Raw genomic sequence first — 25,912 nt, forward strand, 5'->3', positions numbered from 1 at the left:
CATGGGCTCGTCATCCGAAGCAGGCATGCTTGGCCTCAATCTCAGGAGGTTGATCGCCATGCATTTTCTCTGGTCGCTGTTTACGCGCAAGCCCGCCCTTCGCCAGTTCGCCCTGCTCGATGCGCAAGGCCGCTGCCAGGCCTTCAAAGCGTGCTGCCAGCCTCCCGTCGGCGAAGGCTGGGTAGAAATCGAAGAAATTCGCCTGAGCTGGATGCATCATCCGTTGCCGGCTCGCGCCCGTGTAAGCCCACGCCCAGCGCGGTCGCCACGTCACCAGGCGTTGGCCGCCTGACCGAACGCCTAATAAAAGTCATAAAACCCGCCCATTTCCCCGGCGTTCTTCGCTACAATCTCCCCCCGATTATAAGGACGTCTCCTGATCGGGCCTCGCAGCATCGTTAATGCCTCGGTATTAACCCCAAGAATCGCCCACAGAGAGCCGCCCACACAGATCGAGTGAAGCTGGCGCGCTTGCTGTTTCTTTTGCAAACCACCCGCCTTTACCGAATCTGCCAGAGCTGCCATTGCGCTCGGCCACTTGAGTTGTTTGCCCGTTTTGCCGCGTGTCGGCAGAGGTTTGCGGGCCAGGTGCCAGGCTGGGGCAGCCCTTTTTTGAGGTTCACGTCTTCAAAAGAGCGTGAAAAAAACGGGTTTTCACAACTTCACAAGAGTGTGGCGAGCAAATGAATAGTTTGGCGTTTGTACAAGCACCATCAGCGTCTGGAACAGCCCAACCACACAGGACCGAGTACTCCGCAAACACCGGAGCTTGAGCCTGTCCGCTACGGATTGATTGCACGAATCGCACGCTTTGACCATAAGTCGAATTGCCACAGGCGCCCATGAATGCGTTCATAGGCAGATCAGGCCGGGCAGGAAGCGTGTGCTGAATGTGCAAGGAATTGCGAAACGGACATGGCGATCCTGGCCATGGGTAACCTGGGGCAACACGTGAAACGCCCCGTCACTCCTGGCAGCCATGCCGTCAATTTGGTGCTGCAGATTTTGGAGACGCGTTAAATGGCGCATAACGAAGCAGTCGACGTAGTACTGGTAGGGGCCGGCATCATGAGTGCCACCCTGGCCGTACTGCTCAAAGAGCTCGACCCCGGCCTCAAGCTGGAAGTCGTTGAGCTGATGGACTCGGGTGCCGCGGAAAGTTCCAACCCGTGGAACAACGCCGGTACCGGCCACGCCGGGCTGTGTGAGCTGAACTACACGCCCCAGGCCGCCGATGGCTCCATCGACATCAAGAAAGCCGTGCACATCAACACCCAGTTCGAGGTGTCGAAGCAGTTCTGGGCCTACCTGACCAGGAAGGGCACCTTTGGCTCGTCCAAGTCCTTTATCAGCCCGGTGCCGCACCTGAGCTTCGTGCAGGGCGAAAAAGGCGTGGAGTTCCTCAGGAAGCGCTTTGAAACCCTCAGCCAGCACCATGCGTTCTCGGACATGCACTACACCGAAGACCGCAGCGAAATGGCCGAGTGGATGCCGCTGATGATGCCGGGGCGCCCGCTCGACGAAAAAATCGCGGCCACCCGCGTGATGAACGGCACAGACGTCAACTTCGGCGCCCTGACCAACCAGCTGCTCACTCACCTGACCAGCTCACCGGACGCCCAGGTCAAGTACAGCAAGCGCGTGACCGGCCTCAAGCGTAACGGCGCGGGCTGGACCGTGAGCATCAAGGACGTCAACAGCGGCAACAGCCGCGAAGTGGACGCCAAGTTCGTGTTCCTCGGCGCCGGTGGCGCGGCCCTGCCGCTGCTGCAGGCCTCGGGCATCGAAGAAAGCAAAGGGTTTGGCGGTTTCCCGGTCAGCGGCCAGTGGCTGCGTTGCGACAACCCGGAAGTGGTCAAGCACCACCAGGCCAAGGTCTACAGCCAGGCCGCCGTAGGCTCGCCGCCGATGTCCGTGCCGCACCTGGACACCCGCGTAGTCGACGGCAAGAAATCCCTGCTGTTCGGGCCATACGCCGGCTTCACCACCAAGTTCCTCAAGCACGGTTCGTTTCTCGACCTGCCGCTGTCGGTTCGCGCCGGCAATATTGGCCCGATGCTGGCCGTGGCCCGCGACAACATGGACCTGACCAAGTACCTGGTCAGCGAAGTGATGCAGTCCATGGAGCAGCGCCTGGAATCCCTGCGTCGCTTCTACCCTGAAGCGAAAGCCGAAGACTGGCGCCTGGAAGTGGCCGGCCAACGGGTGCAGATCATCAAGAAAGACCCGAAGAAAGGCGGCGTGCTGCAATTTGGCACCGAGCTGGTCGCGGCCAAGGACGGCTCGCTGGCTGCGCTGCTGGGTGCCTCCCCGGGCGCCTCGGTGACGGTGTCGATCATGCTGGAATTGATCGAGCGTTGCTTCCCGCAGAAAGCTGCCGGTGAATGGGCGACCAAGCTGCACGAGATCTTCCCGGCACGGGAGAAGGTCCTGGAGACTGATGCTGAGCTGTATCGCAAGATCAACGCACAGAACAACATCAGCCTCGAACTGGTTGAGCAGAGCAACGAGGCCGAGAGCTACGCCTAAGGCATTGCGGCCATGAAAAACGCCCCGTTCTCGCGATGAGAACGGGGCGTTTTTTTATGCCCAGGAATAATCAGCCGCGGGCGTTGTCGATCAGCTCGATATAGTCGGCGGCGTTGCGCTGGTCCTTGATCAGGTCGACAAAGGTCTGGCCGTGCTCATCCTTGCCATCCAGGTCCAAACCGGCCGCCTTGAAGAAAACCAGGAAGCGTTCGAAGTCGTCGATACGCAGGCCACGGTAGGCCTTGATCAGTTTGTGCAGGGACGGGGACGTCGCGTCAACCGGCTCGAAGTCCAGGAACAACTTGATCTGGTCGTCGCCGATCTCGTCACCAATCACCTGTTTCTTATCTTTACGCATTACCGACTCCAGCCAGCAGACATTTACACGGGGTTTGAAGTCTACCTGCGAGGCGCAGGCTTCGAAAGCGGTGAAGAACCAATGTGGGCGGGGGCAAGCCCTTCCCACACTGGTTCTTCAGTGTTTTTGCTATTTGCTACGAACAGCACCGGTATGCACATCCGCCCAGACATGCCCGTTGGCGTAACTGAGGAACTGCACATACACCGTGTCATTGCGCAGCAGGTCGACAATCACTCGGTACTGGGCCACCGGGTAGGACAGGGTCAAGGTTTTGCTCTTGTCATCGTACACCGGCTTTTTCAGGCTTTTGCTCTCGGCATCGAAGTTGAGCACCACCTGGCTGATGGTCGCGCCTTTGTTCAGGGACTTGCCCTTGAGGCGGATCATCAGCGGCGAGGTCACCGGGATCGGTTGTTGCGTGGATTGACGCTGGTTGCCCACCACCACCGCATATTCGGTGACTTGCAGCAGTTGCTGCTGGTCAGGGGTTTCGGCGCGCAGGGTCAGATCGTCCGGCGGCAGGAACTGCGCATGCATCGGCGCAGGCGCCGCAGCCAGCGGCAGACTGAGGGTCAACGCCAGGGCGGCGCAGGTGCGTTTCAACAGGCTCATGGGCCGCTCCGCAAGAGGTGACCCAGCACTGTAGCTCAATCGAACTGGGCAAGCATCCAGCGTTGATACTCGGCCACATTGGCGTCGCCTTCACGGGGCGCCCAATCGGCCAGTTCGCCTTCGCCCACCGGCCGATAAGGCCCGGCCTTGCACTCGAACATCACCGTGTCGGGCGCCAGCACCACCAGGCCATGGAACACGCCGGGCGGCAGGTCGACGCCCGAGCATTCGCCGCCGGCCTGCATCACGCGCTTGGCGAGCACCTCGCCGGTGTCGCTGAACACCAGCAAGCCCAAGCGGCCCTGGAGGACCAGCAAGGTTTCCGCCTTGTCCGCGCTCAAGTGCCGATGGGGCGGCACGTAGGTGCTGGGCTGCAGGCCCACGGCCAGGCGATGGCACGGCTCTTCCATCTGATGAAAGTTGTAATGATGCCGGCCACGGAGGCTGGCGCCCGCTTTCTCGGCCAACTCGGCAAACAGCGTCTGATCAAGAAAGCGAGTCATGGGTTACATACCTTTGACGGCGTAGATTCCATTGGCGTTGCGCCAGTAGCCCTTGTAATCCATACCGTAACCGAAGATGTAGCGATCGATGCACGGCAGGCCGACGAAATCGGCTTTCAACTCGGGACGGGCCTTGCGGTCGTGGTCTTTGTCGATCAGCACGGCGGTGTGCACCTTACGTGCGCCCGCGTGTTTACAGAAGTCGATGATCGCGCCCAGGGTGTGGCCCTCATCGAGGATGTCGTCGATGATCAGCACATCGCGGTCGATGAACGAAACTTCCGGCTTGGCTTTCCAGAACAGGTCGCCGCCGCTGGTTTCGTTGCGATAGCGAGTGGCGTGCAGGTAGGACGCTTCCAACGGGAACTGCAGGTGAGTCAGCAATTTGCCGGCGAAGATCAGGCCACCGTTCATCACGCAGAAGACCACCGGGTTGGTGTCGGCCATTTCGCGGGTGATGTGTGCGCCGACCTTGGCGATCGCTGCTTCGACTTGCGCTTCGGTGTACAGGCAGTCAGCCTCGCGCATGATTTGACGGATATGCTCGAGATCAGCGGACATGGCGCTCTCCAAGGGGTGCTGTGGCAAGAAAAGCGGGCGAAGGTACGCTTCTCATGCGCTCCGAGCAAGCCTTAATGGACTAACGTACTAGATGTCTATAGGACAACACCCTCGGATAGATTAATCTAGGCCGGTTTTTTTGCCCGCCGCCGGAGCCTTTCCCATGCCCACTCGCGAGATCCGCCACCCGCTGATCCGACACAAACTCGGCCTTATGCGCCGCGCCGACATCAGCACGAAGAATTTCCGTGAGCTTGCTCAGGAAGTCGGAGCGCTGCTCACTTACGAAGCCACCAAAGATTTGCCCCTGGAAACCTACGACATCGAAGGTTGGGCTGGCACTGTCCAGGTCGAGAAGATCGCCGGTAAGAAAATTACCGTGGTGCCGATCCTGCGTGCCGGTATCGGCATGCTCGAAGGCGTGCTCAGCCTGATCCCGGGCGCCAAGGTCAGCGCCGTCGGCGTCGCCCGCAACGAAGAAACCCTGCAGGCCCACACCTACCTGGAAAAACTCGTACCGGAAATCAACGAGCGCCTGGCCATGATCATCGACCCGATGCTCGCCACCGGCAGTTCCATGGTTGCCACCATCGACCTGCTGAAAAAAGCCGGTTGCCGGGACATCCGCGCCATGGTGCTGGTGGCCGCGCCCGAAGGCATCGCCGCCGTCGAGAAAGCCCACCCGGATGTGCAGATCTACACCGCCTCCATCGACGAGCGCCTGAACGAACACGGTTACATCATCCCAGGCCTGGGCGATGCCGGTGACAAGATCTTCGGCACCAAGCAGAAGGACGCGTGAGCATGCAGGATGAGTTCAACGACCCGCTTTGGCGCCAGATCCTGTCTGGCGCACAGATGCTCTTCGTAGCATTTGGCGCGCTGGTGTTGATGCCACTGATCACAGGTCTTGATCCAAACGTCGCCCTGTTCACCGCCGGTCTGGGCACGCTGTTGTTCCAGCTGGTGACAGGGCGCCAGGTGCCGGTCTTCCTGGCGTCGAGCTTTGCCTTCATTACCCCGATCATTCTTGCCAAGGGCCAGTTCGGCCTCGCAGCGACCATGGGCGGGGTGATGGCGGCCGGTTTTGTCTATACCTTCCTCGGCCTGGCCGTGAAGATCAAAGGCACCGGTTTCATCGACCGCCTGTTGCCACCTGTGGTGATCGGCCCGGTGATCATTTCCATCGGCCTGGCCATGGCACCGATTGCCGCGAACATGGCGATGGGTAAATCCGGCGATGGCGCCGAGTTGATTCATTACCAGACGGCGATGATGATCTCGATGCCGGCGCTGCTGACCACGTTGATCGTCGCGGTGTTCGGCAAAGGTATCTTCCGCCTGGTGCCGATCATCTCCGGCGTGCTGGTGGGCTTTGCCATGGCGTTCTACTTTGGCGTGGTCGACACGGCGAAGATCGCCGCAGCACCGTGGTTCGCCCTGCCCCACTTCACCGCGCCGGAGTTCAACTGGCAGGCGATCCTGTTTATCGTCCCGGTAGCCCTGGCCCCGGCGATCGAACATATCGGCGGTGTGATTGCAGTGGGCAGCGTGACCGGTCGCGACTACCTGAAGAAGCCTGGCCTGCACCGCACCCTGCTCGGTGACGGGATCGCCACCACGGCCGCCGGCCTGTTTGGCGGCCCGCCGAACACCACCTACGCCGAAGTGACGGGCGCGGTGATGCTGACCAAGAACTACAACCCGAAGATCATGACCTGGGCGGCAGTGTTTGCCATCAGCCTGGCGTTCATCGGCAAATTCGGTGCGCTGCTGCAAAGCATCCCGGTGCCGGTGATGGGCGGGATCCTGTGCCTGCTGTTCGGCTCGATTGCCGCGGTGGGGATGAACACCTTGATCCGCCACAGGATTGACCTGGGTGAGGCGCGCAATCTGGTGATTGTGTCGGTGACCCTGGTGTTCGGGATTGGTGGGGTGCTGGTGGGAACCGGGACCGGTCCAGATGACTTCGGCCTGAAGGGCATTGCCCTGTGTGCGGTGGTAGCGATTGGCCTGAACCTGTTGCTGCCGGGCAATGATGGCTGGAAGAACAAGAAGCCGGATGAGCCGCTGATCTAACACATATGGCAGAACCTAATGTGGGAGGGGGCTTGCTCCCGATGGCAGTGTGTCAGTCAATTCATTAGCTGACTGATACACCGCTATCGGGGGCAAGCCCCCTCCCACATTTTTTGATCTTCAGTGTGGCTTAGAGCTCACCCAACCCATCGATCAGCGCCTGGTTCTGCTCCGGCGTACCGATGCTGATCCGCAGGAACTGGGCAATCCGCTCCTGCTTGAAGTGCCGCACGATCACCCCTTGCTCACGCAGCTTGGCCGCCAGGCCGGCTGCGTCGTGTCGTGGGTGGCGGGCAAAGATGAAGTTGGCCGCTGACGGCAACACTTCAAAGCCTTTACCTTCCAATTGCGCAACCACCTTGTTGCGGTTGTCGATGACCAACTGGCACGTCTTCTCGAAGTACGCCCGGTCCTCGAACGCCGCCGCCGCGCCGACAATCGCCAGGCGATCCAGCGGGTAGGAGTTGAAGCTGTTCTTGACCCGCTCCAGCGCTTCGATGAGGTCCGGGTGGCCCACGGCCAGGCCCACGCGCAAACCGGCCAGTGAGCGCGATTTGGACAGGGTTTGGGTCACCAGCAGGTTCGGGTAACGGTCCACCAGGCTGACGGCTGTTTCGCCGCCAAAGTCGATATAGGCTTCATCGACCACCACTACCGAATCCGGGCTGGCCTTGAGGATCTGCTCCACGGCATCCAGTGCCAGCACACAGCCGGTGGGCGCGTTCGGGTTGGGGAAGATGATCCCGCCGTTGGGCCTGGCATAGTCCGCTACGCGGATCTGGAACTGCTCATCCAACGGCACCGGGTCGGACTTGATGCCGTAGAGGCCGCAGTACACCGGATAGAAGCTGTAGCTGATATCCGGGAACAGCAACGGCAGCTCGTGCTGGAACAGGCCGTGGAAAATGTGCGCCAGGACTTCATCGGAGCCGTTACCGAGGAACACCTTGCCGGCGTCGATCCCGTAGTACTTGGCCACGGCCTGCTTGAGCAGGTCGCTGTTGGGGTCCGGGTACAGGCGCAGGTTGTCGTTCAACTCGGCCTGCATCGCAGCCAGCGCCTTGGGCGACGGGCCGTAGGGGTTTTCATTGGTGTTGAGCTTGACCAGCCTGGTCAGCTTCGGTTGCTCGCCGGGCACGTAAGGCACGAGGTCCTTGACGAAGGGGCTCCAGAATTTGCTCATGTGTTATTTCCCCTCTTCCAGGATTCGGTACTCAGCACTACGGGCGTGGGCGCTCAAGGATTCACCACGGGCCAGCACCGAAGCGGTCTTGCCCAATTCGGAAGCGCCTTGTGGCGAGCAAAAGATGATCGACGAACGCTTCTGGAAGTCATACACCCCCAGCGGCGACGAGAAGCGCGCGGTGCCGGACGTCGGCAGTACGTGGTTGGGACCGGCGCAGTAGTCGCCCAGGGCTTCGCTGGTGTGGCGGCCCATGAAGATCGCACCCGCATGGCGAATCGACGGCAGCCAGGCTTGTGGATCGGCCACGGACAGCTCCAGGTGCTCCGGCGCGATACGGTTGGCCACTTCGATGGCCTGTTCCATGTCACGCACCAGGATCAGCGCGCCACGGCCATTGATCGACTTCTCGATGATCTCGGCGCGGTCCATGGTCGGCAGCAGCTTATTGATGCTGGCGGCGACCTTGTCGAGGAACTCGGCGTCCGGGCTGACCAGGATCGCCTGGGCGTCCTCGTCGTGCTCGGCCTGGGAGAACAGGTCCATGGCGATCCAGTCCGGATCGGTCTGGCCGTCACACACCACGAGAATTTCCGACGGGCCGGCGATCATGTCGATACCGACCTGGCCGAACACGTGGCGCTTGGCAGTGGCCACGTAGATGTTGCCGGGGCCGACCACCTTGTCGACCTTCGGCACGCTTTCGGTGCCATAAGCCAGGGCGGCAACCGCTTGGGCACCGCCGATGGTAAACACGCGGTCGACACCGGCAATGCAGGCGGCAGCCAGTACCAGTTCGTTGATTTCACCGCGCGGGGTTGGTACCACCATGACCACTTCGGTGACGCCGGCCACCTTGGCGGGAATCGCGTTCATCAGTACCGACGAGGGGTACGAGGCTTTGCCACCCGGCACGTACAAACCGGCACGGTCCAGGGGCGTGACCTTCTGGCCCAGTACAGTACCGTCAGCCTCGGTATAGCTCCAGGAATCCTGCTTCTGTTTTTCGTGGTAGCTGCGCACTCGGGTCGCGGCGACTTCGAGGGCCTGGCGCTGGGGCGCGGTGATGCGCGTCAGGGCCAGTTCCAGGCGTTCGCGGGGCAGGATCAGGTCGGACATGGACTTGACGTCCAGACCGTCGAACTGCCGGGTGAAATCCACCAGGGCCGCATCACCGCGCTCGCGCACGGCCTTGATAATATCGAGGACCCGCTGGTTGACCGAGTCGTCGGACACGCTTTCCCAGCTCAGCAGATGATCCAGATGATGGGCGAAATCCGGGTCGGCAGCGTTGAGTCGGGCAATTGCAGTGGACGTGGTCATAGCGAGGGCCTCAATAGAATTGGCAAAAACTCAGGCGCCCTAAACTAGCAGTCGTTTCCGCTTGGGCACCTGAGAATTCTGGCTATGAGGCGGATAGACGGGCGCAGCTTTTCAGCTACGCGGGTGAGTCAACCGCGGTGTCGAGACTCCACTGCCTTGCGCAGGGTGTCGATCAACGCCTGGATACGGGCGTGCTGCATCTTCATCGACGCTTTGTTGACGATCAGCCGAGAGCTGATGTCGGCGATAAAGTCCTGCGGTTCGAGACCGTTGGCACGCAGGGTGTTGCCGGTGTCGACCACGTCGATGATCTTGTCGGCCAGGCCGATCAGCGGCGCCAGTTCCATCGAGCCGTAGAGCTTGATGATGTCGACCTGACGGCCTTGCTCGGCGTAGTAGCGCTTGGCGACGTTGACGAACTTGGTGGCCACGCGCAGGCGGCCCTTAGGCTCGACATCACCGACACGGCCGGCGGTCATCAGCTTGCACAGGGCAATGCGCAGGTCCAGCGGCTCGTACAGGCCTTGGCCGCCGTATTCCATCAACACGTCTTTACCGGCGACACCGAGGTCGGCCGCGCCATGTTCAACATAGGTCGGCACGTCGGTAGCCCGTACGATCAGCAGGCGAACGTCGTCCTGGGTCGTAGGGATGATCAGCTTGCGGCTCTTGTCCGGATTCTCGGTCGGCACGATGCCCGCTTCAGCCAGAAGCGGCAAAGTGTCGTCAAGGATGCGGCCCTTGGACAGTGCGATGGTCAACATGGGAAACGTCAGTCCTTCATCAGGCTATTGCTGTCCGGTCGCAAACGGCGCCAGACACAGATCGAGGCCATGACAGCCTCGATTTGAAACAAATTCAGCTAACAGCAAGTACAGCCCTGTGGCGAGGGAGCTTGCTCCCTCGCCACAGATCACTCCGGGGACTAGCCCGGAACGCGGCGGATTTTCGCGCCGAGCATCTGCAGTTTCTCTTCGATGCACTCGTAGCCACGGTCTATGTGGTAGATGCGGTCGATCAAGGTATCGCCTTCGGCGATCAGCGCCGAGATCACCAGGCTGGCCGAAGCGCGCAGGTCGGTGGCCATGACCGGCGCGCCCTTGAGCTTCTCGGTGCCGGTCACGATGGCAGTGTTGCCTTCGACCTGGATCTTCGCGCCCATGCGGTGCAGTTCGTACACGTGCATGAAACGGTTTTCGAAGATGGTCTCGATCACGGCCCCGGTGCCTTCGGCAATGGCGTTCAAGGAGATGAACTGCGCCTGCATGTCGGTCGGGAACGCCGGGTATGGAGCGGTACGCACGTTAACGGCTTTTGGCCGCTTGCCGTGCATGTTCAGCTCGATCCAGTCTTCACCGGTGGTGATTTCGGCACCGGCTTCGCGCAGTTTTTCCAGGACCGCTTCCAGGATGGTCGGATCGGTGTCCTTGACCTTGACGCGACCACCGGTGACGGCGGCAGCAACCAGGTAGGTACCGGTCTCGATACGGTCCGGCATCACTTTGTAGGTGGCCGGGTGCAGGCGTTTCACACCGTCGATGGTGATGGTGTCGGTGCCGGCGCCGGTGATGTTGGCGCCCATGGCGATCAGGAAGTTGGCCAGGTCGACCACTTCAGGCTCGCGCGCAGCGTTTTGCAGCACACTGCGGCCGTTGGCCAGGGCAGCAGCCATCATGATGTTCTCGGTACCGGTCACACTGACGGTATCAAAGAAGAAGTTCGCGCCACGCAGGCCGCCTTCCGGCGCCTTGGCCTTGATGTAGCCGCCTTCGACGTCGATGGTCGCGCCCATGGCCTCAAGTCCACGGATGTGCAGGTCCACCGGACGCGAGCCAATGGCGCAACCGCCAGGCAATGCGACTTCGGCTTCGCCGAAACGAGCGACCATCGGGCCCAATACCAGGATCGACGCACGCATGGTTTTTACCAGTTCGTACGGGGCGATCAGGGTCTTGATGGTGCGCGGATCGATTTCGACGGCCAACTTTTCGTCGATTACCGGCTCGATACCCATGCGACCAAACAGTTCGATCATGGTGGTGATGTCGTGCAGGTGCGGCAGGTTGGCCACGGTCACAGGGCCATCGCACAGCAGGGTCGCAGCCAGGATCGGCAAGGCAGAGTTTTTCGCACCGGAAATGCGAATCTCGCCATCAAGGCGGGCACCGCCGGTAATAATCAATTTATCCATAAGAATCTCGACGCCTTGGGGGCTCAGGTGCGCTCGGCCCAGGCCGCGCGGCTGAAAAATTTCATAGTGACCGCGTGGATGCTGCCATCGGTGATCCACGGGTTCAAATGGGCATAGATCTGCTGCTGACGCTTGACCGGGCTGAGTGCCGCCAGTTCATCGCTAATCACGTTCAGCTGGAAGTTGCAGCCTTCGCCTTCAACTTCTACGTTCGTATCCGGCAGCTTTCCTTCGAGAAAGCTCTTAACTTCTAGGGCCTGCATGATCAACCTCTATCGGCGCCCAGTGCGCACGGGTCGCACATCATACAAAAAAGCCCCGCGCCTGCGAACCCCGCATAGCAGGACTCTGACGGGGGGCTTTATCGATAATGTGTATTAAGGATGCGCCAACAGCTCGGTCAAACCGGAAACTTCGGCGATTTCACGCATGTCTTCGGGCAATGCACGAAGGGTGACCGACTTTTTGGCCGCTTCGGCATCACGCATGAAACACAGCAGCAACGACAAGCCGACACTGCTGGACTTGGTTACCGCCGAGCAATCCAGCACCAGCGCAGGGGCCGTGCTGGTCTTGATCAGCGCCTGGCCCTGCTTGCGCAGGTCAGGCCCGGTGCGGTAATCGAGCACGCCGCTGAGGAACAGCTCGCCCGCGTCGCCGAGACGAACAGCCGACTCGGTCATTGCGCAGGTTTCCCGGCGGCTTTATCGGTCTCTTCCTTGGCCTTGGCGACTTCACCGGCCCAACCATTGATGGTTTTGTCCAGGTCGTTGCCATTGCGCTGCATCGCGTCGGCGAACTGGTCACGGAACAGCTTGCCGATGTTGATGCCGTTGATGATCACATTGCGCAGTTTCCACTCGCCATTGATCTTCTCCAGCGTGTACTGCACAGGGTAGACGGCACCATTGTTGCCCTTGACGCTCATGTTGACACTGGTGCGGTCACCCGACTCATCCCCGGCGGGAGCGACGGTAATGCCCTGATTGTTGTACTCGAGCAAAGCGTTGCCATAGAACTGGAACAGGCCGCGCTTGAAGTTCTCCTGGAACGTCTGCATTTGCGCAGGGGTGGCCTTGCGCGAATATTTGACCGTCATGATGCTGCGAGAAATGCCTTCAGCATCGACGACCGGGCCCACGATGCTGTTCAGCGCCTCGTAGAATTTGCTCGGGTCTTGCTTGTACTGCTCTTTATTGGCAGTCAGGTCAGCCAACATCTTGTTGGTAGTGTCCTGCACCAGTTCGTGCGCAGAACCCGCTGCGTTGGCCATCAACGGCAGCGCTGCCAGCAGTACCAGGAGGCCACGTCGCAAGGTAGAGATCATGTACAGATTCCTCATTTGGCGTCTTTATTGACCGTATTGAGCAGGAATTTACCGATCAGGTCTTCAAGCACCAGCGACGACTGCGTGTCGTGGATGGTCGAGCCATCCTTGAGCAGGGCTGTTTCCCCGCCCACACTGACACCGATGTACTTCTCGCCCAGCAGGCCCGCAGTGAGGATAGATGCAGTGGAGTCGGTCGGCAGATTATCTACCTTCTTGTCCAGTTGCATCGTCACTCGACCGGTGAAGCTGTCGCGATCCAGATCGATTGCCGTGACCTTGCCGATGGTCACACCGGCCATGGTCACTTTAGCTCTGACAGTCAAACCGGCGATATTGTCGAAGTACGCGTAAAGTTTATAAGTATCGGCGGTGGGGCTGGCCGAAAGGCCGCTGACTCGCAGGGCCAGCAACAGTAAAGCCAGGATGCCAGCCAGCAAGAAAAGGCCGACACCGATTTCCACAGTGCGGTTTTGCATCAGAAATCTCCAAACATCAAGGCGGTCAAAATGAAGTCAAGGCCCAGTACTGCCAACGAGGCGTACACAACGGTCTTGGTGGTGGCGCGACTGATCCCTTCTGAAGTGGGCTCACAGTCATAGCCTTGGAATACGGCGATCCAGGTCACTACAAAGGCGAAGACGATGCTCTTTATGATGCCGTTGAGCACGTCACCGCTGAAGGTCACGCTGTTTTGCATGTTGGCCCAGTAGGAGCCGTCATAGACGCCCAGCCAGTCCACCGCCACCCACGAGCCGCCCCAGATACCGACCACGCTGAAGATCATCGCCAGCAACGGCAGGGAAATAAAGCCGGCCCACAGGCGCGGGGCAACAATGTACTTGAGCGGGTCCACGCCGATCATTTCCAGGCTGGACAACTGCTCGGTGGACTTCATGTTGCCGATTTCGGCGGTCAACGCAGAACCCGCACGCCCGGCGAACAGCAACGCGGTCACGACCGGCCCCAGCTCACGCAGCAGCGTCAGGGCAACCATCTGCCCTACCGCCTGCTCCGAACCGTAGCTGGACAGGATATTGAAGCCCTGCAACGCCAGCACCATCCCGATGAACACCCCGGAGACCACAATGATCACCAGGGACATCACGCCCACCGAATGCAGCTGCTTGATCAACAGGCCGAAGCCGCCACCAATGCCGCCGCGGCCGAGCAACGCGTGAAACAGGAAAATCGTCGAGCGGCCCAGCACTTCGACGATGTCGATACCGGATCGACCGAAAAGGCGAACCTTCTCGATGAGAGATGTCTTGCGCATCAGCGCTTCCCCAGAAGGTCTGAGCGGTAATCCGCTGCCGGAAAGTGAAAAGGCACGGGGCCATCGGGATCGCCGGTCATGAATTGGCGAATACGCGGGTTGTCGGCGTTCATCAGTTCTTCAGGCGTACCCTGCCCCAGCACCTGGCCATCGCCGACTACATAAAGGTAATCGGCAATGCTCGCGGTTTCTGCAAGGTCGTGGGAGACCACGATGCTGGTGATACCCAGCGCATCGTTGAGCAGACGGATCAGGCGTACCAGCACGCCCATGGCAATCGGATCCTGGCCGACGAAGGGCTCGTCGTACATGAGGATCTGCGGGTCAAGGGCAATGGCACGCGCCAGGGCCACGCGGCGCTTCATGCCACCGGACAGTTCGTCGGGCATCAGGTCGATGGCACCACGAAGGCCCACGGCCTGCAGTTTCAGCAACACAATGTCACGAATCATTTCGTCGGACAGCTGGGTATGCACCCGCAACGGAAACGCCACGTTCTCGAACACATCGAGGTCGGTAAACAGCGCACCGCTCTGGAACAGTACCCCCATATGCTTGCGCGCATCGAACAGATCACTGCGCGACAGCGTCGGCAGGTTCTGGCCGTTGACCCATACTTCACCGGCGCTGGGGCGCAATTGCATGCCCATCAGACGCAACAGCGTGGTCTTGCCGCAACCGGACGGCCCCATGATGCCCGTGACCTTGCCACGGGGAATGCGAATATCGACGTTATTGAAGATGCTGCGCGTCCCGCGCTTGAAGGTCAGTCCCTTCAGCTCGACCGCGTAGGCGTTATCGGCACTCATCTAAACTCCTTGGGATGCAGCCTCTCACTCAGACACCATGCATGCGACAAACGTTTGCAACGGTGACGCATATAGATAGCCACATGGGCTGGGCGGACCGAACTGGCGGCGAACTATATCACTGCTGGTACAGGGCGCCCAAGGCCGGAACTGCGCTAGTTCAGTTTAGGGACAGGGAAAAAACGTTGCTGGCTATGTTACTGAGGATGGTTCTCAGGCATTCGTTGAATAAAGCCTGACGAACTTGCGTGAGGGAATTGTTCATTACCGCTATAATCGCCGACTTTTCGTCAGGCTATACGACTTCAGACATGAGCCAAACCAGCGACCTTATTCAATCCGCGCAACGCACCATCCGCCTCGAAGTTGAAGCTGTAGAGGGCTTGCTGGCCCATATCGACGCAGATTTCGTACGCGCCTGCGAGATGATCCTGGCCAGCAAGGGCCGTGTTGTCGTGGTCGGCATGGGCAAGTCGGGCCACGTCGGCAACAAGATCGCCGCCACCCTGGCCAGCACCGGGACCACCGCATTTTTCGTGCATCCGGCCGAAGCCAGCCACGGCGACATGGGCATGATCACCAAGGATGACATCATCCTGGCGCTGTCCAACTCCGGCACCACCAACGAAATCGTGACCCTGCTGCCGCTGATCAAGCGCCTGGGCATCAAGATGATCAGCGTCACCGGCAACCCGGAATCAACCCTGGCCAAGGCCGGCGACGTGAACCTGAATGTTCACGTGGACCACGAGGCCTGCCCGCTGAACCTGGCGCCGACCTCCTCCACCACCGCCGCCCTGGTCATGGGCGACGCCCTGGCCGTGGCGCTGCTGGAAGCCCGTGGATTCACCGCTGAAGACTTCGCATTTTCCCACCCGGGTGGCGCCCTGGGCCGCCGCCTGCTGCTGAAAGTGGAAAACGTCATGCATTCAGGCGAGGAATTGCCCCACGTCCAACGCGGCACCCTGCTGAAGGACGCGCTGATGGAAATGACCCGCAAGGGCCTGGGCATGACCGTGATCCTGGAAGCCGACGGGCGCCTGGCCGGGGTATTCACTGACGGTGACCTGCGTCGCACCCTGGACCGCACCATCGATATCCGCACCGCGACCATCGACGCCGTGATGACCCCCCATGGCAAGACTGCACGCCCTGAAATGCTGGCAGCCGAAGCATTGAAGATCATGGAAGACCACAAGATCGGCGCGCTGGTGGTGGTCGATAGCGACGACCACCCGGTGGGCGCCCTGAACATGCACGACTTGCTGCGTGCGGGAGTGATGTAAATGACCAGCGACCTGTTGCAACGCGGTAAACAGATCAAACTGGCGATTTTCGACGTTGACGGCGTGCTGACCGATGGCCGCCTGTACTTTCTCGAAGATGGCAGCGAATTCAAGACGTTCAATACCCTCGACGGCCAGGGCATCAAGATGCTGATGGCTTCGGGCGTGCAAACGGCGATTATCAGCGGCAGAAAAACCCCCGTTGTGGAACGCCGCGCACAAAACCTCGGTATTCCTCACCTGTATCAGGGCCGCGAGGATAAACTGGTGGTTCTGGACGAGCTTCTTGGCCAACTCAACCTAAGCTATGAGCAGGTTGCCTATCTGGGCGATGATCTGCCCGACTTGCCGGTCATTCGCCGAGTGGGCCTGGGCATGGCCGTCGCCAATGCGGCGACGTTTGTTCGCGAGCACGCCCATGGCGTCACCACCGCCCGTGGCGGCGAAGGTGCCGCCCGCGAGTTCTGTGAACTGATCCTGCGAGCCCAGGGCAGTCTTGAAGCGGCCCACGCCGCCTACCTATAGAGCGTTTTATGCTGAGTAAAAAGATTCGCAACTTCCTGCTATTCGGGGTCATTGCCGCGCTGTTTCTGGCGGTGGGCTACTGGAATATCAGCCCGGGGCGCTTCCTCGACCAGCCTGTTGCGCAGGTTGACGAAGGGGCTATCGACTATTACGCAACCAATGCCTACAGCGTGCAGTTCCTGCCCGACGGCAAGGTGCAGTACGAGATGACCTCGGACAAAGTCGAGCATTTGAAGGCCACCGAAGTCACCCTGCTGACCAACCCGGACCTGAACCTGTATCGCGGCACCGAGTTCCCATGGCATGTCACGAGCAAGCGTGGCGAGGTCAACCCGGACGGCACCGAGGTAGAACTGATTGACTCGGTACGCGTTGCGCGCACTGACGCCAAAAACCGTGACACCGTGATTACCAGCAGTCGCATGACCGTATTCCCACAGAAGCAATATGCGCAGACCGAGCAAGACGTTAGAATCGACGGCGCTGGCGGTGTATCGACTGGCAAGGGAATGAAAGCGTATTTGAAAGAAAGCAGGATACACCTGCTATCGAACGTAAGAGGACAGTATGAGGCTCGTTAAAACTCTCCCTATTTTGCTCGGTCTGGGCGCAGCACTGGGAAGCGTGAGCGCCTGGGCTCTGCCGAACGATAGCCAGCAACCGATCCACATCTCGGCTGACGATGCGCAACTGGATGACAAGCAAGGCGTCGCCACCTATACCGGCGGCGTGATCATCACCCAGGGCTCGATGAAGATCACCGGCAACACGGTGACACTGACGCGCACCCAGGCGGGCGATATCGACGTGGTGACTTCGGTGGGCAACCTGGCCTACTTCGAACAGAAGCAGTCGGCTACCGACACCGGCCCGATGAAGGGCTACGGCAAGACCATCCAGTATCACGCCCAGCAGAATCGCATCGTGCTGATCGACCAGGCCAAGGTACTCAGCCCCGATGGCAACTCCACGGAAGGCGAGAAGATCACCTATGACACCGTGAAGCAGATCGCCAACGCCGGTCGTGCCAATGGCAGCAAGGTCACCGCGCCACGCCCACGCATCGACATGGTTATCCAGCCGAAGAAGAAGGCCGAGTAATGGCAACCCTGAAAGCCCAGCATCTGGCCAAGGCCTATAAAAGCCGTCAGGTCGTGCGCGACGTCAGCCTGTCGATCGACAGCGGCCAGATCGTCGGCTTGCTTGGCCCTAACGGCGCCGGCAAGACCACCTGCTTCTACATGATCGTCGGCCTGGTTCAGGCGGACCAAGGTCGCGTATTGATCGACGACCTGGATGTGAGCCACCAGCCAATGCACGGTCGCGCCCGTGCAGGTATCGGCTATCTTCCGCAGGAAGCGTCGATCTTCCGCAAGCTGTCGGTATCCGACAACATCATGGCCATCCTTGAAACCCGCAAGGAACTCGACCGTGACGGCCGCCGCAAAGAACTGGAAAGCCTGCTGCAGGAATTCCACATCAACCACATTCGCGACAACCTTGGCATGAGCCTGTCCGGTGGTGAGCGTCGTCGCGTGGAAATCGCCCGCGCCCTGGCCACTGCCCCCAAGTTCATCCTGCTGGACGAGCCGTTTGCCGGCGTCGACCCCATCTCAGTCGGCGACATCAAGCAGATCATCCACCACCTCAAGGCCAAGGGCATCGGCGTACTGATCACTGACCACAACGTGCGTGAGACCCTCGATATCTGCGAAACCGCGTATATCGTCAACGATGGCCAGCTGATCGCCGAAGGCGACTCTGCCACCATCCTGGCCAACGAATTGGTCAAGGAAGTGTACCTGGGTCACGAGTTCCGCCTGTAAGGCCGCCTGCAACAACAAGGCGGTGGCAGGTCGTTTGCCCGATGCGCGGGAGTCAATGAAAACCTCCGGATTTTTATTGTTACCGCGCTCTAGGCAAAGCCCCCGATATCAGGCATATAATTTGCTTATGTTTGGCGCTCACGCGCCCTGTCGTGGATGGCGCATTGCGCCGGCGAATAAGGTGTTAAGCCCCTGCCATGAAACCATCGCTAGTCCTGAGAATGGGCCAGCAGCTGACGATGACACCGCAGCTGCAACAGGCCATCCGCCTGCTCCAATTGTCGACCCTGGACCTGCAACAGGAAATCCAGGAGGCCCTGGAGTCCAATCCGATGCTCGAACGCCAGGAAGAAGGCGACGACTTCGATAATGCAGACCCACTGGCCGACAACATCGAGCAAAAACCCAATTCCGACGTACAGGAACCCTCCTACCAGGAAACCGCCCCCACGGTGGATAACCTTGAGGAAGGCGATTGGAACGAACGCATTCCCAACGAACTCCCGGTGGACACCGCCTGGGAGGACGTCTACCAGACCAGCGCCAGCAGCCTGCCCAGCAATGACGATGACGAGTGGGACTTCACCACCCGTACTTCCGCCGGCGAGAGCCTGCAGAGCCATCTGCTGTGGCAATTGAACCTCGCGCCGATGTCGGACACCGATCGCCTGATCGCCGTGACCCTGATCGACTGCATCAATAACCAGGGTTACCTGGACGAGACGCTCGAAGAGATTCTCGAGGCCTTCGACCCGGAACTGGACATCGAGCTGGACGAAATTGAAGCGGTCCTGCACCGCATCCAACAATTCGAGCCCGCCGGCATTGGTGCCCGCACCCTGAGCGAATGCCTGCTGCTTCAACTGCGCCAGCTGCCCGCCAAGACCCCTTGGCTCGCAGAGGCCCAGCGTTTGGTCACCGACTACATCGACCTGCTGGGCAGCCGCGACTACAGCCAGTTGATGCGGCGCATGAAGCTCAAGGAAGACGACCTGCGCCAGGTCATCGAGCTGGTGCAAAGCCTCAACCCGCGTCCAGGCTCGCAGATCGAGTCCAGCGAAGCCGAATACGTCGTTCCCGACGTGATCGTGCGCAAGGACAACGAGCGCTGGTTGGTGGAACTGAACCAGGAGTCGGTGCCGCGCCTGCGGGTCAACCCGCAATATGCCGGTTTTGTGCGCCGTGCCGACACCAGCGCCGACAACACCTTCATGCGCAACCAGTTGCAGGAAGCGCGTTGGTTCATCAAGAGCCTGCAAAGCCGCAACGAAACCCTGATGAAAGTGGCCACCCAGATCGTCGAGCATCAGCGCGGCTTCCTGGAATATGGTGACGAGGCGATGAAACCGCTGGTCCTGCACGACATCGCAGAAGCGGTGGGCATGCACGAATCGACGATTTCCCGGGTGACCACACAAAAATTCATGCATACCCCACGGGGCATATATGAGCTGAAATACTTTTTCTCCAGCCATGTCAGCACATCCGAAGGCGGCGAATGCTCGTCCACGGCGATCCGCGCAATCATCAAAAAACTGGTTGCTGCGGAAAATCAGAAAAAGCCGTTGAGTGACAGCAAGATCGCTGGTTTACTGGAGGCACAAGGCATTCAGGTCGCCCGTCGAACCGTCGCCAAGTACCGCGAGTCCCTAGGGATCGCGCCTTCCAGCGAGCGTAAGCGTTTGATGTGACGGGCGGGCCACAGCGTTCCAGTGGCGGGTATTCCTACCCGCCGCTTTATGCACTGGCAACGAAGGAGAAGCTGTATGCAAGTCAACATCAGTGGACACCAACTGGAAGTTACCAAGCCCCTGCGCGAGTACACCGAGAGCAAGCTGAACAAGCTTGCGGGGCATTTTGACAAGATCACCAACGTGCAGGTCATCATGGAGGTCGACAAGCTCAAGCAGAAAATCGAGGCCACCCTGCACGTGCCGAATGCCAAGCTCGTTGCCAATGCGGAACATGAAGACATGTACGCGGCGATCGACTCGCTCTACGACAAGCTGGACCGCCAACTCATAAAGCATAAGGAAAAGAATCTGCACCTGATGCAAGGTACAGGTCGTTAACTCTCCCCCCATGATCCGACTTGAAACCATCCTGACCCCCGGCCGTTCCCTCGTGAACGTGCCGGGCGGCAGCAAGAAGAAAGCCCTCGAACAAATTGCCAACCTGATCAGCAGCCAAGTGCCTGAGCTGGAGATGCAAGATGTCTTTGAGGCTCTGATTGCCCGTGAAAAACTCGGCTCCACCGGTTTTGGCAACGGCATCGCCATTCCCCACTGCCGCCTCAAAGGCTGCGAAACACCTGTCAGCGCCCTGCTGCACCTGGACGCACCTATCGATTTCGACGCGATCGACGGCGCCCCGGTAGACCTGCTGTTTGTTCTGCTGGTCCCACAGGCTGCCACCGACGCACACCTGGAACTGCTTAGGCAGATCGCAAGCATGCTCGACCGCAAGGAAGTACGCGACAAACTGCGCAGTGCCAGTAGCAACGAGGCGCTGTACCAAGTTGTCCTGGATGAACAAAACGGGCAGTAATCATGCGTTTGATCATCGTCAGCGGCCGCTCCGGCTCGGGTAAAAGTACCGCCCTCAACGTCCTTGAGGACAACGGCTTCTATTGCATCGACAACCTGCCCGCCGGTCTGCTCCCGGAATTGGCGGAGCGAGCACTGATCCATACCGAATTGGCACAACCCCTAGTCGCGGTTTCGATTGACGCCCGCAACCTGCCGAGCCACCTCACACGCTTTCCGGAATTGCTCGAAGAGGTGCGCGCCAAGCACATTCATTGCGATGTGCTGTATCTGGACGCCGACGAAGAAACCCTGCTCAAGCGCTTCTCAGAGACCCGCCGACGTCACCCCCTCAGCAGCCCGCACCGTTCCCTGGCCGAAGCCATCGAGGACGAAACCAAGCTGCTGGGGCCGATCATTGACCTCGCCGACCTCAAGATCAACACCACCAGCCTCAACCTGTACCAGTTGCGCGATGCCATCAAGCTCCGCCTGCTGAACCAGCCGGAGCCTGGCACGGCATTTCTGGTCGAGTCCTTTGGTTTCAAGCGTGGCATGCCGGTGGATGCCGACCTGGTGTTCGACGTGCGCTGCCTGCCCAATCCTTATTGGAAGCCGGAACTGCGCGACCAGTCGGGGCTGGATCAGCCTGTGGCCGATTACCTGGCCGCGCAACCGGATATGGAGGAGATGTTCCAGGACATTTCCAGCTACCTGCTCAAATGGTTGCCGCGCTTTGCCGCGAGCAACCGAGCCTATGTCACCATTGCCATCGGCTGCACCGGCGGTCACCACCGCTCTGTCTACCTGACCGAGCGCCTGGGCCAGGTGCTGCAACAAACCCTCAAGAACGTCCAGGTTCGCCACCGCGACCTTAGCTGAAAGGAACACCCCCGCGATGCCCGCTCTGGAAATTGAAATCATCAACAAGCTGGGTCTGCATGCCCGCGCCTCGGCCAAATTCGTCGGTATTGCCGGGCAGTTCCCTTGCCAGATCCGCGCCGGGCGTACACCTGAGAGCATGGTCGATGGCAAAAGCATCATGGCGATGATGATGTTGGCAGCCGGCAAAGGCACCAAAATTCATTTGAGCACCGAGGGCGAGCAAGAGCAGGAAGCCATGGACGCCCTGGTGGCGCTGATCAACAACTTCTTTGATGAGGGTGAGTAACCCCTATCCCCGCTGAGGCCTCACCCCAAGGCGGTATCCATCACCATCATCAAGCAGAACCCCATGCACAACCCGAGGCTGGCGAGCTTTTCGTGACCGTTGCGACGCGACTCCGGGATCACTTCGTGGGTGACCACCAACAACATCGCACCAGCGGCCAGCGCCAGGCCCAAGGGCAACAGCACCTCAGCCAGGGTCACCAGCCAGGCGCAAAGCACGGCGAACACTGGCTCCACCAAGCCTGAGGCAGCGCCAATCAGGAATGCCCTGACCCGGGACATCCCTGCCCCGGCCAATACCAGCGCAATGACCAGGCCTTCGGGCACATCCTGCAAAGCAATACCCATGGCCAAGCTGTCGGCATCCGGCATGCCGCCGCCGGCTGAGACGCCAACGGCCATGCCTTCGGGGATGTTGTGGGCGATGATGGCAAACACGAACAGCCAGATACGCGGTGGAATCACCGGTTTATCCGGTGTACCCACCAACATCTCCGGACTGGCGCCGGATACCTTGCGGTCCACCAGATACAAACCAAACGCCCCCAGCATGATGCCGAAGCTGATCAGCCCGCCTGCGCCCCAGGGCGAAAGGCCAAGGGCTTCGGCAGCGGCAATACCCGGTACGACCAGCGAAAACGCGGTCGCCGCCAGCATTACACCGGCACCGAAGCCCAACAAGGTGTCGCTCAACGCCACGGGCATCCGCCGAATCACCAAGACCGGAACCGCCCCGAGCGCCGTGCCAAGCGCGCAAATCGCCCCGCCCTGCAGGGCGCGCATGATGCGCGGCGCCAGATCCAGCCAGGCCAGCCCGTGGGCCACCAGCAATGCAGTACCTGCCAACAGCAGCAGCGAACCAAACGCATAACGAAACATTCGCACGCTGCTGATCGCCAGTGTTTCAGTGCCCATAGTCGGCCTTAGATCTTGTTATGGAAGTGAATGTCAGGCCAACGCGGCCTGATAGCGTGCGGCGACTTCCGGCCAGTTGATAACACTGTAGAAGGCGTTGATGTATTCAGGTCGACGGTTCTGGTAGCGCAGGTAATAAGCATGCTCCCAGACGTCCAGGCCGAGGATCGGCGTGTTGCCATTCATCAACGGGCTGTCCTGGTTGCCGCTGCTTTCCACTATCAGCGTCTTTTGCGGGGTGACACTCAACCACGCCCAGCCGCTGCCGAAACGGGTCAAGGCGGCCTTGGTGAAGGCTTCCTTGAAACTGTCGAAACCGCCGAGTTGCTCTTCTACGGCTTTTCCCAATGCGCCGTCGGGCTTGCCGCCACCTTTAGGCGACATCACCGCCCAGAACAGCGAGTGGTTGGCATGGCCGCCGCCTTGGTTGATGACGGCCGCACGCAGTTTTTCCGGCAACTGCTGCACGCTGGACACCAGTTTTTCCACCGGCCAGCCCGCAAACTCGGTGCCCTCGACCGCAGCATTGAGGTTATTGATGTAGGTCTGGTGGTGCTTGGTGTAGTGAATCTCCATGGTTTGCGCATCGATATGCGGTTCCAGGGCATCGTAGGCATAGGGCAAGGCAGGCAAGGTGTAGGTCATATCAATGTGCTCCGTATTGAGACGGGGTCGGCTGCACCGCAGTACCGCCCAGCAAGCGATGGGTGCGCGGGTACTCACCGTGATCGCTGATGAAATTCAACAGTTCGACGTAAGTCTTGCTGCTCTGGCGCAGCGCCGCTTCTCGCAGCTGCGGGCTCAGGCGCACGTCCTGCATGGCCTGGAGCAAGCGCTGGTGAATAGCGCAGAGGTATTCGGCGCTTTCCTCGGGCTGATTCAGGCGCAGGTGCAAATCCGCCAGGTTGTGATGGGAAATGACGCAAGCCGCCACTGCTTCGTCGGCATTCGCCCAGCGCTCGAACAACACTTGAGCCAGGGCCAGGGCTTGCAGATAGGCCTCGCGAGCGTCAACCAATTCGCCCTGCATAAAGCAGCGATTGGCGCGTTCGATCGTGCGTTTCCAGTGCTCCATGGTGAGCCTCCAAAGCAGGGTCGGTGATTACACGCCGCCGGCCGTGAGCTTTTCCGGATCCAACAGGACTTCCAGTTGGCTACGGGGCAGGTCGGTGTGCTCAAGGGCCACCTCAATCACCGGACGGCCCTGCTGATAGGCCTTCTTGGCAATCTCAGCGGCCTTTTGGTAACCAATGATCGGGTTGAGTGCGGTGACCAGGATCGGGTTGCGCGACAGCGCTTCCTTGAGCTTGGCTTCGTTGACCTTGAAGCTGGCGATGGCCTTGTCTGCCAGCAGGCGGCTGGCATTGGCCAGCAATTCGAGGCTGCTGAGCAGGTTCTGGGCAATGATCGGCAGCATCACATTCAGCTCGAAGTTGCCGGATTGGCCAGCGACGGTGATCACCGTGTCATTGCCGATGACTTGCGCAGCCACCATCGCCGTAGCCTCAGGAATCACCGGGTTGACCTTGCCTGGCATGATCGAGGAGCCCGGCTGCAGGCCCTCCAGTTCGATTTCCCCCAGGCCGGCCAGCGGGCCGGAGTTCATCCAGCGCAGGTCATTGGCGATTTTCATCAGTGACACGGCGGTGGCTTTCAACTGGCCGGAGACGGCGACGGCAGTGTCCTGGGAGCCGATCAGCGCGAACAGGTTCTTGCCGGGGGTGAATTTCACGCCGGCCAGGCTGCTCAGTTGCTGGCTGAAACGCGCCGAAAACTCCGGATGTGCGTTGATCCCGGTGCCCACCGCCGTACCGCCCTGGGCCAGAGCCTGCAGGGCCGGCAATAAATCCTGCAGGTGACCGATATTGGCCTTGAGTTGCTGCGCCCAGCCATTGAGCACCTGGCTCATGCGCACGGGCATGGCGTCCATCAGGTGCGTGCGGCCGGTCTTGATGAATGGGTGAACCTTTTCGGCTTTCTGCTCGATCACCTGCACCAGGTGCAGCAGGGCCGGCAGCGTCTGCTCGTGCAGCACCAGCGCGGCACTGACGTGGATGGTGGTCGGGATGATGTCGTTGCTGCTTTGGCCGCAATTCACATGATCGTTAGGATTGACCGCTTCGCCGAGCAAGCGGCTGGCGAGCGTCGCAATCACTTCGTTGGCATTCATATTCGAACTGGTGCCGGAACCGGTCTGGAAGATATCCACCGGGAAGTGCCGCATGTAATCGCCTTCGAGCAAGCCTTGGGCGGCATCGACGATGGCTTTGCCCTGCCCTTCGCTGATCTGCTTGAGGTCGACGTTGACCTTGGCAGCCGCCGCCTTGGCCAGGATCAGTGCGCGAATGAATTGCGCCGGCATACGTTGGTGGCTGATCGGAAAGTTGTTCACCGCGCGCTGGGTTTGCGCACCGTACAAGGCCTCGGCGGGGACTTGCAGTTCGCCCATGCTGTCGCGTTCGATACGGGTGTTACTCATCGGAAGATCCTTGCACCAGGTCAGAAACGGAAATGGAGGGAAGCAATTCGCAGGTCGCCAATTGCCAGGCAAAGGTCTGCCAGCGCTTGAGGCGGCAGGCACAGTGAGAGAGTTTTTCCAGGTCGCGCAGTGGGCGCCAGGCTTGATCCAGACACAGGGATCGCCAATGCCACGGCAGTGCAATATCGCTGGCGGTGTCGATCAGCAGGCGGAATGAGGTTTCAGCGATGGTCCACGGATGGGTCGCGGTACAACACGCCAGGTATCGGCCCTCGTTGAGGTAATGTTCGATCAGGCGAGGCTCATTGGGATCCAGACCACAGCGAATCTGGCGACTCATCCAGCGCCAGCTTTCCAGGTAAGGATCCTCATGCAGGACAGAACTCATGATCCACACTCATCCGGTAATGATATTTATTATTAAATGATATT

The 25,912-nt window shown here is 60.0% G+C and carries 33 protein-coding genes; 14 read left to right on the forward strand and 19 right to left on the reverse strand.

What is annotated here, in order from left to right:
• Positions 1-58 precede the first annotated feature (58 nt).
• Complete coding sequence (locus AC07OT_RS05675; RefSeq protein WP_092487029.1) at positions 59-292, forward strand: hypothetical protein; 234 nt, start codon at positions 59-61, stop codon at positions 290-292.
• A 728-nt stretch (positions 293-1,020) separates the two neighbouring features.
• Positions 1,021-2,529 carry a malate dehydrogenase (quinone) gene (gene mqo, locus AC07OT_RS05680; RefSeq protein ID WP_027604793.1) on the forward strand — a complete coding sequence of 503 codons (1,509 nt, stop codon included), beginning with the start codon at positions 1,021-1,023 and terminating at the stop codon, positions 2,527-2,529.
• 70 nt (positions 2,530-2,599) lie between these two features.
• On the opposite strand, the gene AC07OT_RS05685 is transcribed toward mqo, so the two are convergent.
• The 4 genes from AC07OT_RS05685 to AC07OT_RS05700 all read right to left on the reverse strand — a co-directional run bounded on the left by AC07OT_RS05685 (position 2,600) and on the right by AC07OT_RS05700 (position 4,566).
• Positions 2,600-2,887 carry a PA4642 family protein gene (locus tag AC07OT_RS05685; RefSeq protein ID WP_027604794.1) on the reverse strand — a complete coding sequence of 96 codons (288 nt, stop codon included), beginning with the start codon at positions 2,885-2,887 and terminating at the stop codon, positions 2,600-2,602.
• A 129-nt stretch (positions 2,888-3,016) separates the two neighbouring features.
• Positions 3,017-3,502: a hypothetical protein gene (locus AC07OT_RS05690; protein ID WP_495107667.1), complete on the reverse strand. Its 486-nt coding sequence runs from the start codon at positions 3,500-3,502 to the stop codon at positions 3,017-3,019.
• A 35-nt stretch (positions 3,503-3,537) separates the two neighbouring features.
• Positions 3,538-4,005, reverse strand: coding sequence for a WbuC family cupin fold metalloprotein (locus tag AC07OT_RS05695; protein WP_495107668.1), 468 nt, complete (start codon positions 4,003-4,005; stop codon positions 3,538-3,540).
• A gap of 3 nt (positions 4,006-4,008) precedes the next feature.
• Entirely contained in the window at positions 4,009-4,566 is a 558-nt protein-coding gene (locus tag AC07OT_RS05700; RefSeq protein ID WP_027604797.1) for a hypoxanthine-guanine phosphoribosyltransferase, read from the reverse strand.
• A 163-nt stretch (positions 4,567-4,729) separates the two neighbouring features.
• Between AC07OT_RS05700 and upp the strand changes: the two genes are divergently transcribed.
• Both upp and AC07OT_RS05710 read left to right on the forward strand, forming a co-directional pair.
• Complete coding sequence (gene upp, locus AC07OT_RS05705) at positions 4,730-5,368, forward strand: uracil phosphoribosyltransferase (RefSeq protein WP_027604798.1); 639 nt, start codon at positions 4,730-4,732, stop codon at positions 5,366-5,368.
• A 2-nt stretch (positions 5,369-5,370) separates the two neighbouring features.
• The gene (locus AC07OT_RS05710) at positions 5,371-6,645 is read left to right on the forward strand and encodes a uracil-xanthine permease family protein (protein ID WP_027604799.1); all 1,275 of its coding nucleotides are present in this window, start codon (positions 5,371-5,373) and stop codon (positions 6,643-6,645) included.
• A gap of 130 nt (positions 6,646-6,775) precedes the next feature.
• Here AC07OT_RS05710 and hisC read toward each other — a convergent pair whose 3' ends face one another.
• The 10 genes from hisC to AC07OT_RS05760 all read right to left on the reverse strand — a co-directional run bounded on the left by hisC (position 6,776) and on the right by AC07OT_RS05760 (position 14,754).
• Positions 6,776-7,828, reverse strand: coding sequence for a histidinol-phosphate transaminase (gene hisC / locus AC07OT_RS05715; RefSeq protein ID WP_495107669.1), 1,053 nt, complete (start codon positions 7,826-7,828; stop codon positions 6,776-6,778).
• A 3-nt stretch (positions 7,829-7,831) separates the two neighbouring features.
• Positions 7,832-9,151, reverse strand: a complete 1,320-nt coding sequence (gene hisD, locus AC07OT_RS05720; RefSeq protein WP_065924286.1) for a histidinol dehydrogenase — start codon at positions 9,149-9,151, stop codon at positions 7,832-7,834.
• 128 nt (positions 9,152-9,279) lie between these two features.
• Positions 9,280-9,915, reverse strand: coding sequence for an ATP phosphoribosyltransferase (hisG, locus tag AC07OT_RS05725; RefSeq protein ID WP_003188599.1), 636 nt, complete (start codon positions 9,913-9,915; stop codon positions 9,280-9,282).
• A gap of 161 nt (positions 9,916-10,076) precedes the next feature.
• Positions 10,077-11,342, reverse strand: a complete 1,266-nt coding sequence (gene murA / locus AC07OT_RS05730; protein ID WP_034102217.1) for a UDP-N-acetylglucosamine 1-carboxyvinyltransferase — start codon at positions 11,340-11,342, stop codon at positions 10,077-10,079.
• 23 nt (positions 11,343-11,365) lie between these two features.
• Entirely contained in the window at positions 11,366-11,605 is a 240-nt protein-coding gene (locus AC07OT_RS05735; RefSeq protein ID WP_027604803.1) for a BolA family protein, read from the reverse strand.
• Between the two features lie 114 nt (positions 11,606-11,719).
• Complete coding sequence (locus tag AC07OT_RS05740; protein WP_065924287.1) at positions 11,720-12,025, reverse strand: STAS domain-containing protein; 306 nt, start codon at positions 12,023-12,025, stop codon at positions 11,720-11,722.
• The gene (locus tag AC07OT_RS05745) at positions 12,022-12,669 is read right to left on the reverse strand and encodes an MlaC/ttg2D family ABC transporter substrate-binding protein (RefSeq protein WP_065938535.1); all 648 of its coding nucleotides are present in this window, start codon (positions 12,667-12,669) and stop codon (positions 12,022-12,024) included. Before AC07OT_RS05745 ends, AC07OT_RS05740 begins: the two co-directional genes overlap by 4 nt.
• 11 nt (positions 12,670-12,680) lie before the next feature.
• Entirely contained in the window at positions 12,681-13,148 is a 468-nt protein-coding gene (gene mlaD / locus AC07OT_RS05750; RefSeq protein ID WP_003171814.1) for an outer membrane lipid asymmetry maintenance protein MlaD, read from the reverse strand.
• Positions 13,148-13,945: a lipid asymmetry maintenance ABC transporter permease subunit MlaE gene (gene mlaE, locus AC07OT_RS05755; RefSeq protein WP_010213107.1), complete on the reverse strand. Its 798-nt coding sequence runs from the start codon at positions 13,943-13,945 to the stop codon at positions 13,148-13,150. Before mlaE ends, mlaD begins: the two co-directional genes overlap by 1 nt.
• Positions 13,945-14,754, reverse strand: coding sequence for an ATP-binding cassette domain-containing protein (locus tag AC07OT_RS05760; protein ID WP_003171811.1), 810 nt, complete (start codon positions 14,752-14,754; stop codon positions 13,945-13,947). The genes mlaE and AC07OT_RS05760 overlap by 1 nt, the downstream gene beginning before the upstream one ends.
• Before the next feature lie 311 nt (positions 14,755-15,065).
• Here AC07OT_RS05760 and AC07OT_RS05765 point away from each other — a divergent pair, with 311 nt between their 5' ends.
• The 10 genes from AC07OT_RS05765 (at position 15,066) to AC07OT_RS05810 (ending at position 22,087) form a co-directional block, all read left to right on the forward strand.
• Entirely contained in the window at positions 15,066-16,040 is a 975-nt protein-coding gene (locus tag AC07OT_RS05765) for a KpsF/GutQ family sugar-phosphate isomerase (RefSeq protein ID WP_495107670.1), read from the forward strand.
• A complete protein-coding gene (locus AC07OT_RS05770; protein ID WP_495101138.1) occupies positions 16,041-16,565 on the forward strand; it encodes a KdsC family phosphatase in 525 nt (174 codons plus the stop codon).
• Between the two features lie 8 nt (positions 16,566-16,573).
• Positions 16,574-17,146, forward strand: a complete 573-nt coding sequence (gene lptC / locus AC07OT_RS05775) for an LPS export ABC transporter periplasmic protein LptC (RefSeq protein ID WP_065938531.1) — start codon at positions 16,574-16,576, stop codon at positions 17,144-17,146.
• Positions 17,133-17,666: a lipopolysaccharide transport periplasmic protein LptA gene (gene lptA / locus AC07OT_RS05780; protein WP_027604809.1), complete on the forward strand. Its 534-nt coding sequence runs from the start codon at positions 17,133-17,135 to the stop codon at positions 17,664-17,666. The genes lptC and lptA overlap by 14 nt, the downstream gene beginning before the upstream one ends.
• Entirely contained in the window at positions 17,666-18,391 is a 726-nt protein-coding gene (gene lptB, locus AC07OT_RS05785) for an LPS export ABC transporter ATP-binding protein (RefSeq protein ID WP_016974288.1), read from the forward strand. Before lptA ends, lptB begins: the two co-directional genes overlap by 1 nt.
• 197 nt (positions 18,392-18,588) lie before the next feature.
• Positions 18,589-20,082 (forward strand): RNA polymerase factor sigma-54, encoded by a 1,494-nt coding sequence (locus AC07OT_RS05790; protein WP_065924292.1) that lies wholly within the window; start codon positions 18,589-18,591, stop codon positions 20,080-20,082.
• Positions 20,083-20,157: 75 nt separating this feature from the next.
• The gene (hpf, locus tag AC07OT_RS05795; protein ID WP_003171804.1) at positions 20,158-20,463 is read left to right on the forward strand and encodes a ribosome hibernation-promoting factor, HPF/YfiA family; all 306 of its coding nucleotides are present in this window, start codon (positions 20,158-20,160) and stop codon (positions 20,461-20,463) included.
• 10 nt (positions 20,464-20,473) lie between these two features.
• Positions 20,474-20,938: a PTS IIA-like nitrogen regulatory protein PtsN gene (ptsN, locus tag AC07OT_RS05800; protein ID WP_027604813.1), complete on the forward strand. Its 465-nt coding sequence runs from the start codon at positions 20,474-20,476 to the stop codon at positions 20,936-20,938.
• A 2-nt stretch (positions 20,939-20,940) separates the two neighbouring features.
• On the forward strand, positions 20,941-21,798 hold the full coding sequence (gene rapZ, locus AC07OT_RS05805; protein WP_495107671.1) for an RNase adapter RapZ: 858 nt from the start codon (positions 20,941-20,943) through the stop codon (positions 21,796-21,798).
• A gap of 16 nt (positions 21,799-21,814) precedes the next feature.
• Positions 21,815-22,087 (forward strand): HPr family phosphocarrier protein, encoded by a 273-nt coding sequence (locus tag AC07OT_RS05810; RefSeq protein ID WP_027604815.1) that lies wholly within the window; start codon positions 21,815-21,817, stop codon positions 22,085-22,087.
• Positions 22,088-22,107: 20 nt separating this feature from the next.
• Here the strand turns inward: AC07OT_RS05810 and AC07OT_RS05815 are convergent, their stop codons facing one another.
• From AC07OT_RS05815 to AC07OT_RS05835, 5 genes are read right to left on the reverse strand one after another with little or no spacing between them, the layout of a single operon-like run.
• Positions 22,108-23,001 (reverse strand): ZIP family metal transporter, encoded by an 894-nt coding sequence (locus tag AC07OT_RS05815; protein ID WP_495107672.1) that lies wholly within the window; start codon positions 22,999-23,001, stop codon positions 22,108-22,110.
• Positions 23,002-23,034: 33 nt separating this feature from the next.
• Positions 23,035-23,646: a superoxide dismutase gene (locus AC07OT_RS05820; RefSeq protein WP_027604817.1), complete on the reverse strand. Its 612-nt coding sequence runs from the start codon at positions 23,644-23,646 to the stop codon at positions 23,035-23,037.
• A gap of 1 nt (position 23,647) precedes the next feature.
• Positions 23,648-24,076 carry a DUF2753 family protein gene (locus AC07OT_RS05825; RefSeq protein ID WP_027604818.1) on the reverse strand — a complete coding sequence of 143 codons (429 nt, stop codon included), beginning with the start codon at positions 24,074-24,076 and terminating at the stop codon, positions 23,648-23,650.
• 27 nt (positions 24,077-24,103) lie between these two features.
• Complete coding sequence (locus AC07OT_RS05830; RefSeq protein ID WP_495107673.1) at positions 24,104-25,480, reverse strand: class II fumarate hydratase; 1,377 nt, start codon at positions 25,478-25,480, stop codon at positions 24,104-24,106.
• A complete protein-coding gene (locus AC07OT_RS05835) occupies positions 25,473-25,868 on the reverse strand; it encodes a hypothetical protein (protein ID WP_027604820.1) in 396 nt (131 codons plus the stop codon). Before AC07OT_RS05835 ends, AC07OT_RS05830 begins: the two co-directional genes overlap by 8 nt.
• Between the last annotated feature and the right edge of the window lie 44 nt (positions 25,869-25,912).

The organism is Pseudomonas sp. GW821-FHT09C10, from assembly GCF_059418085.1.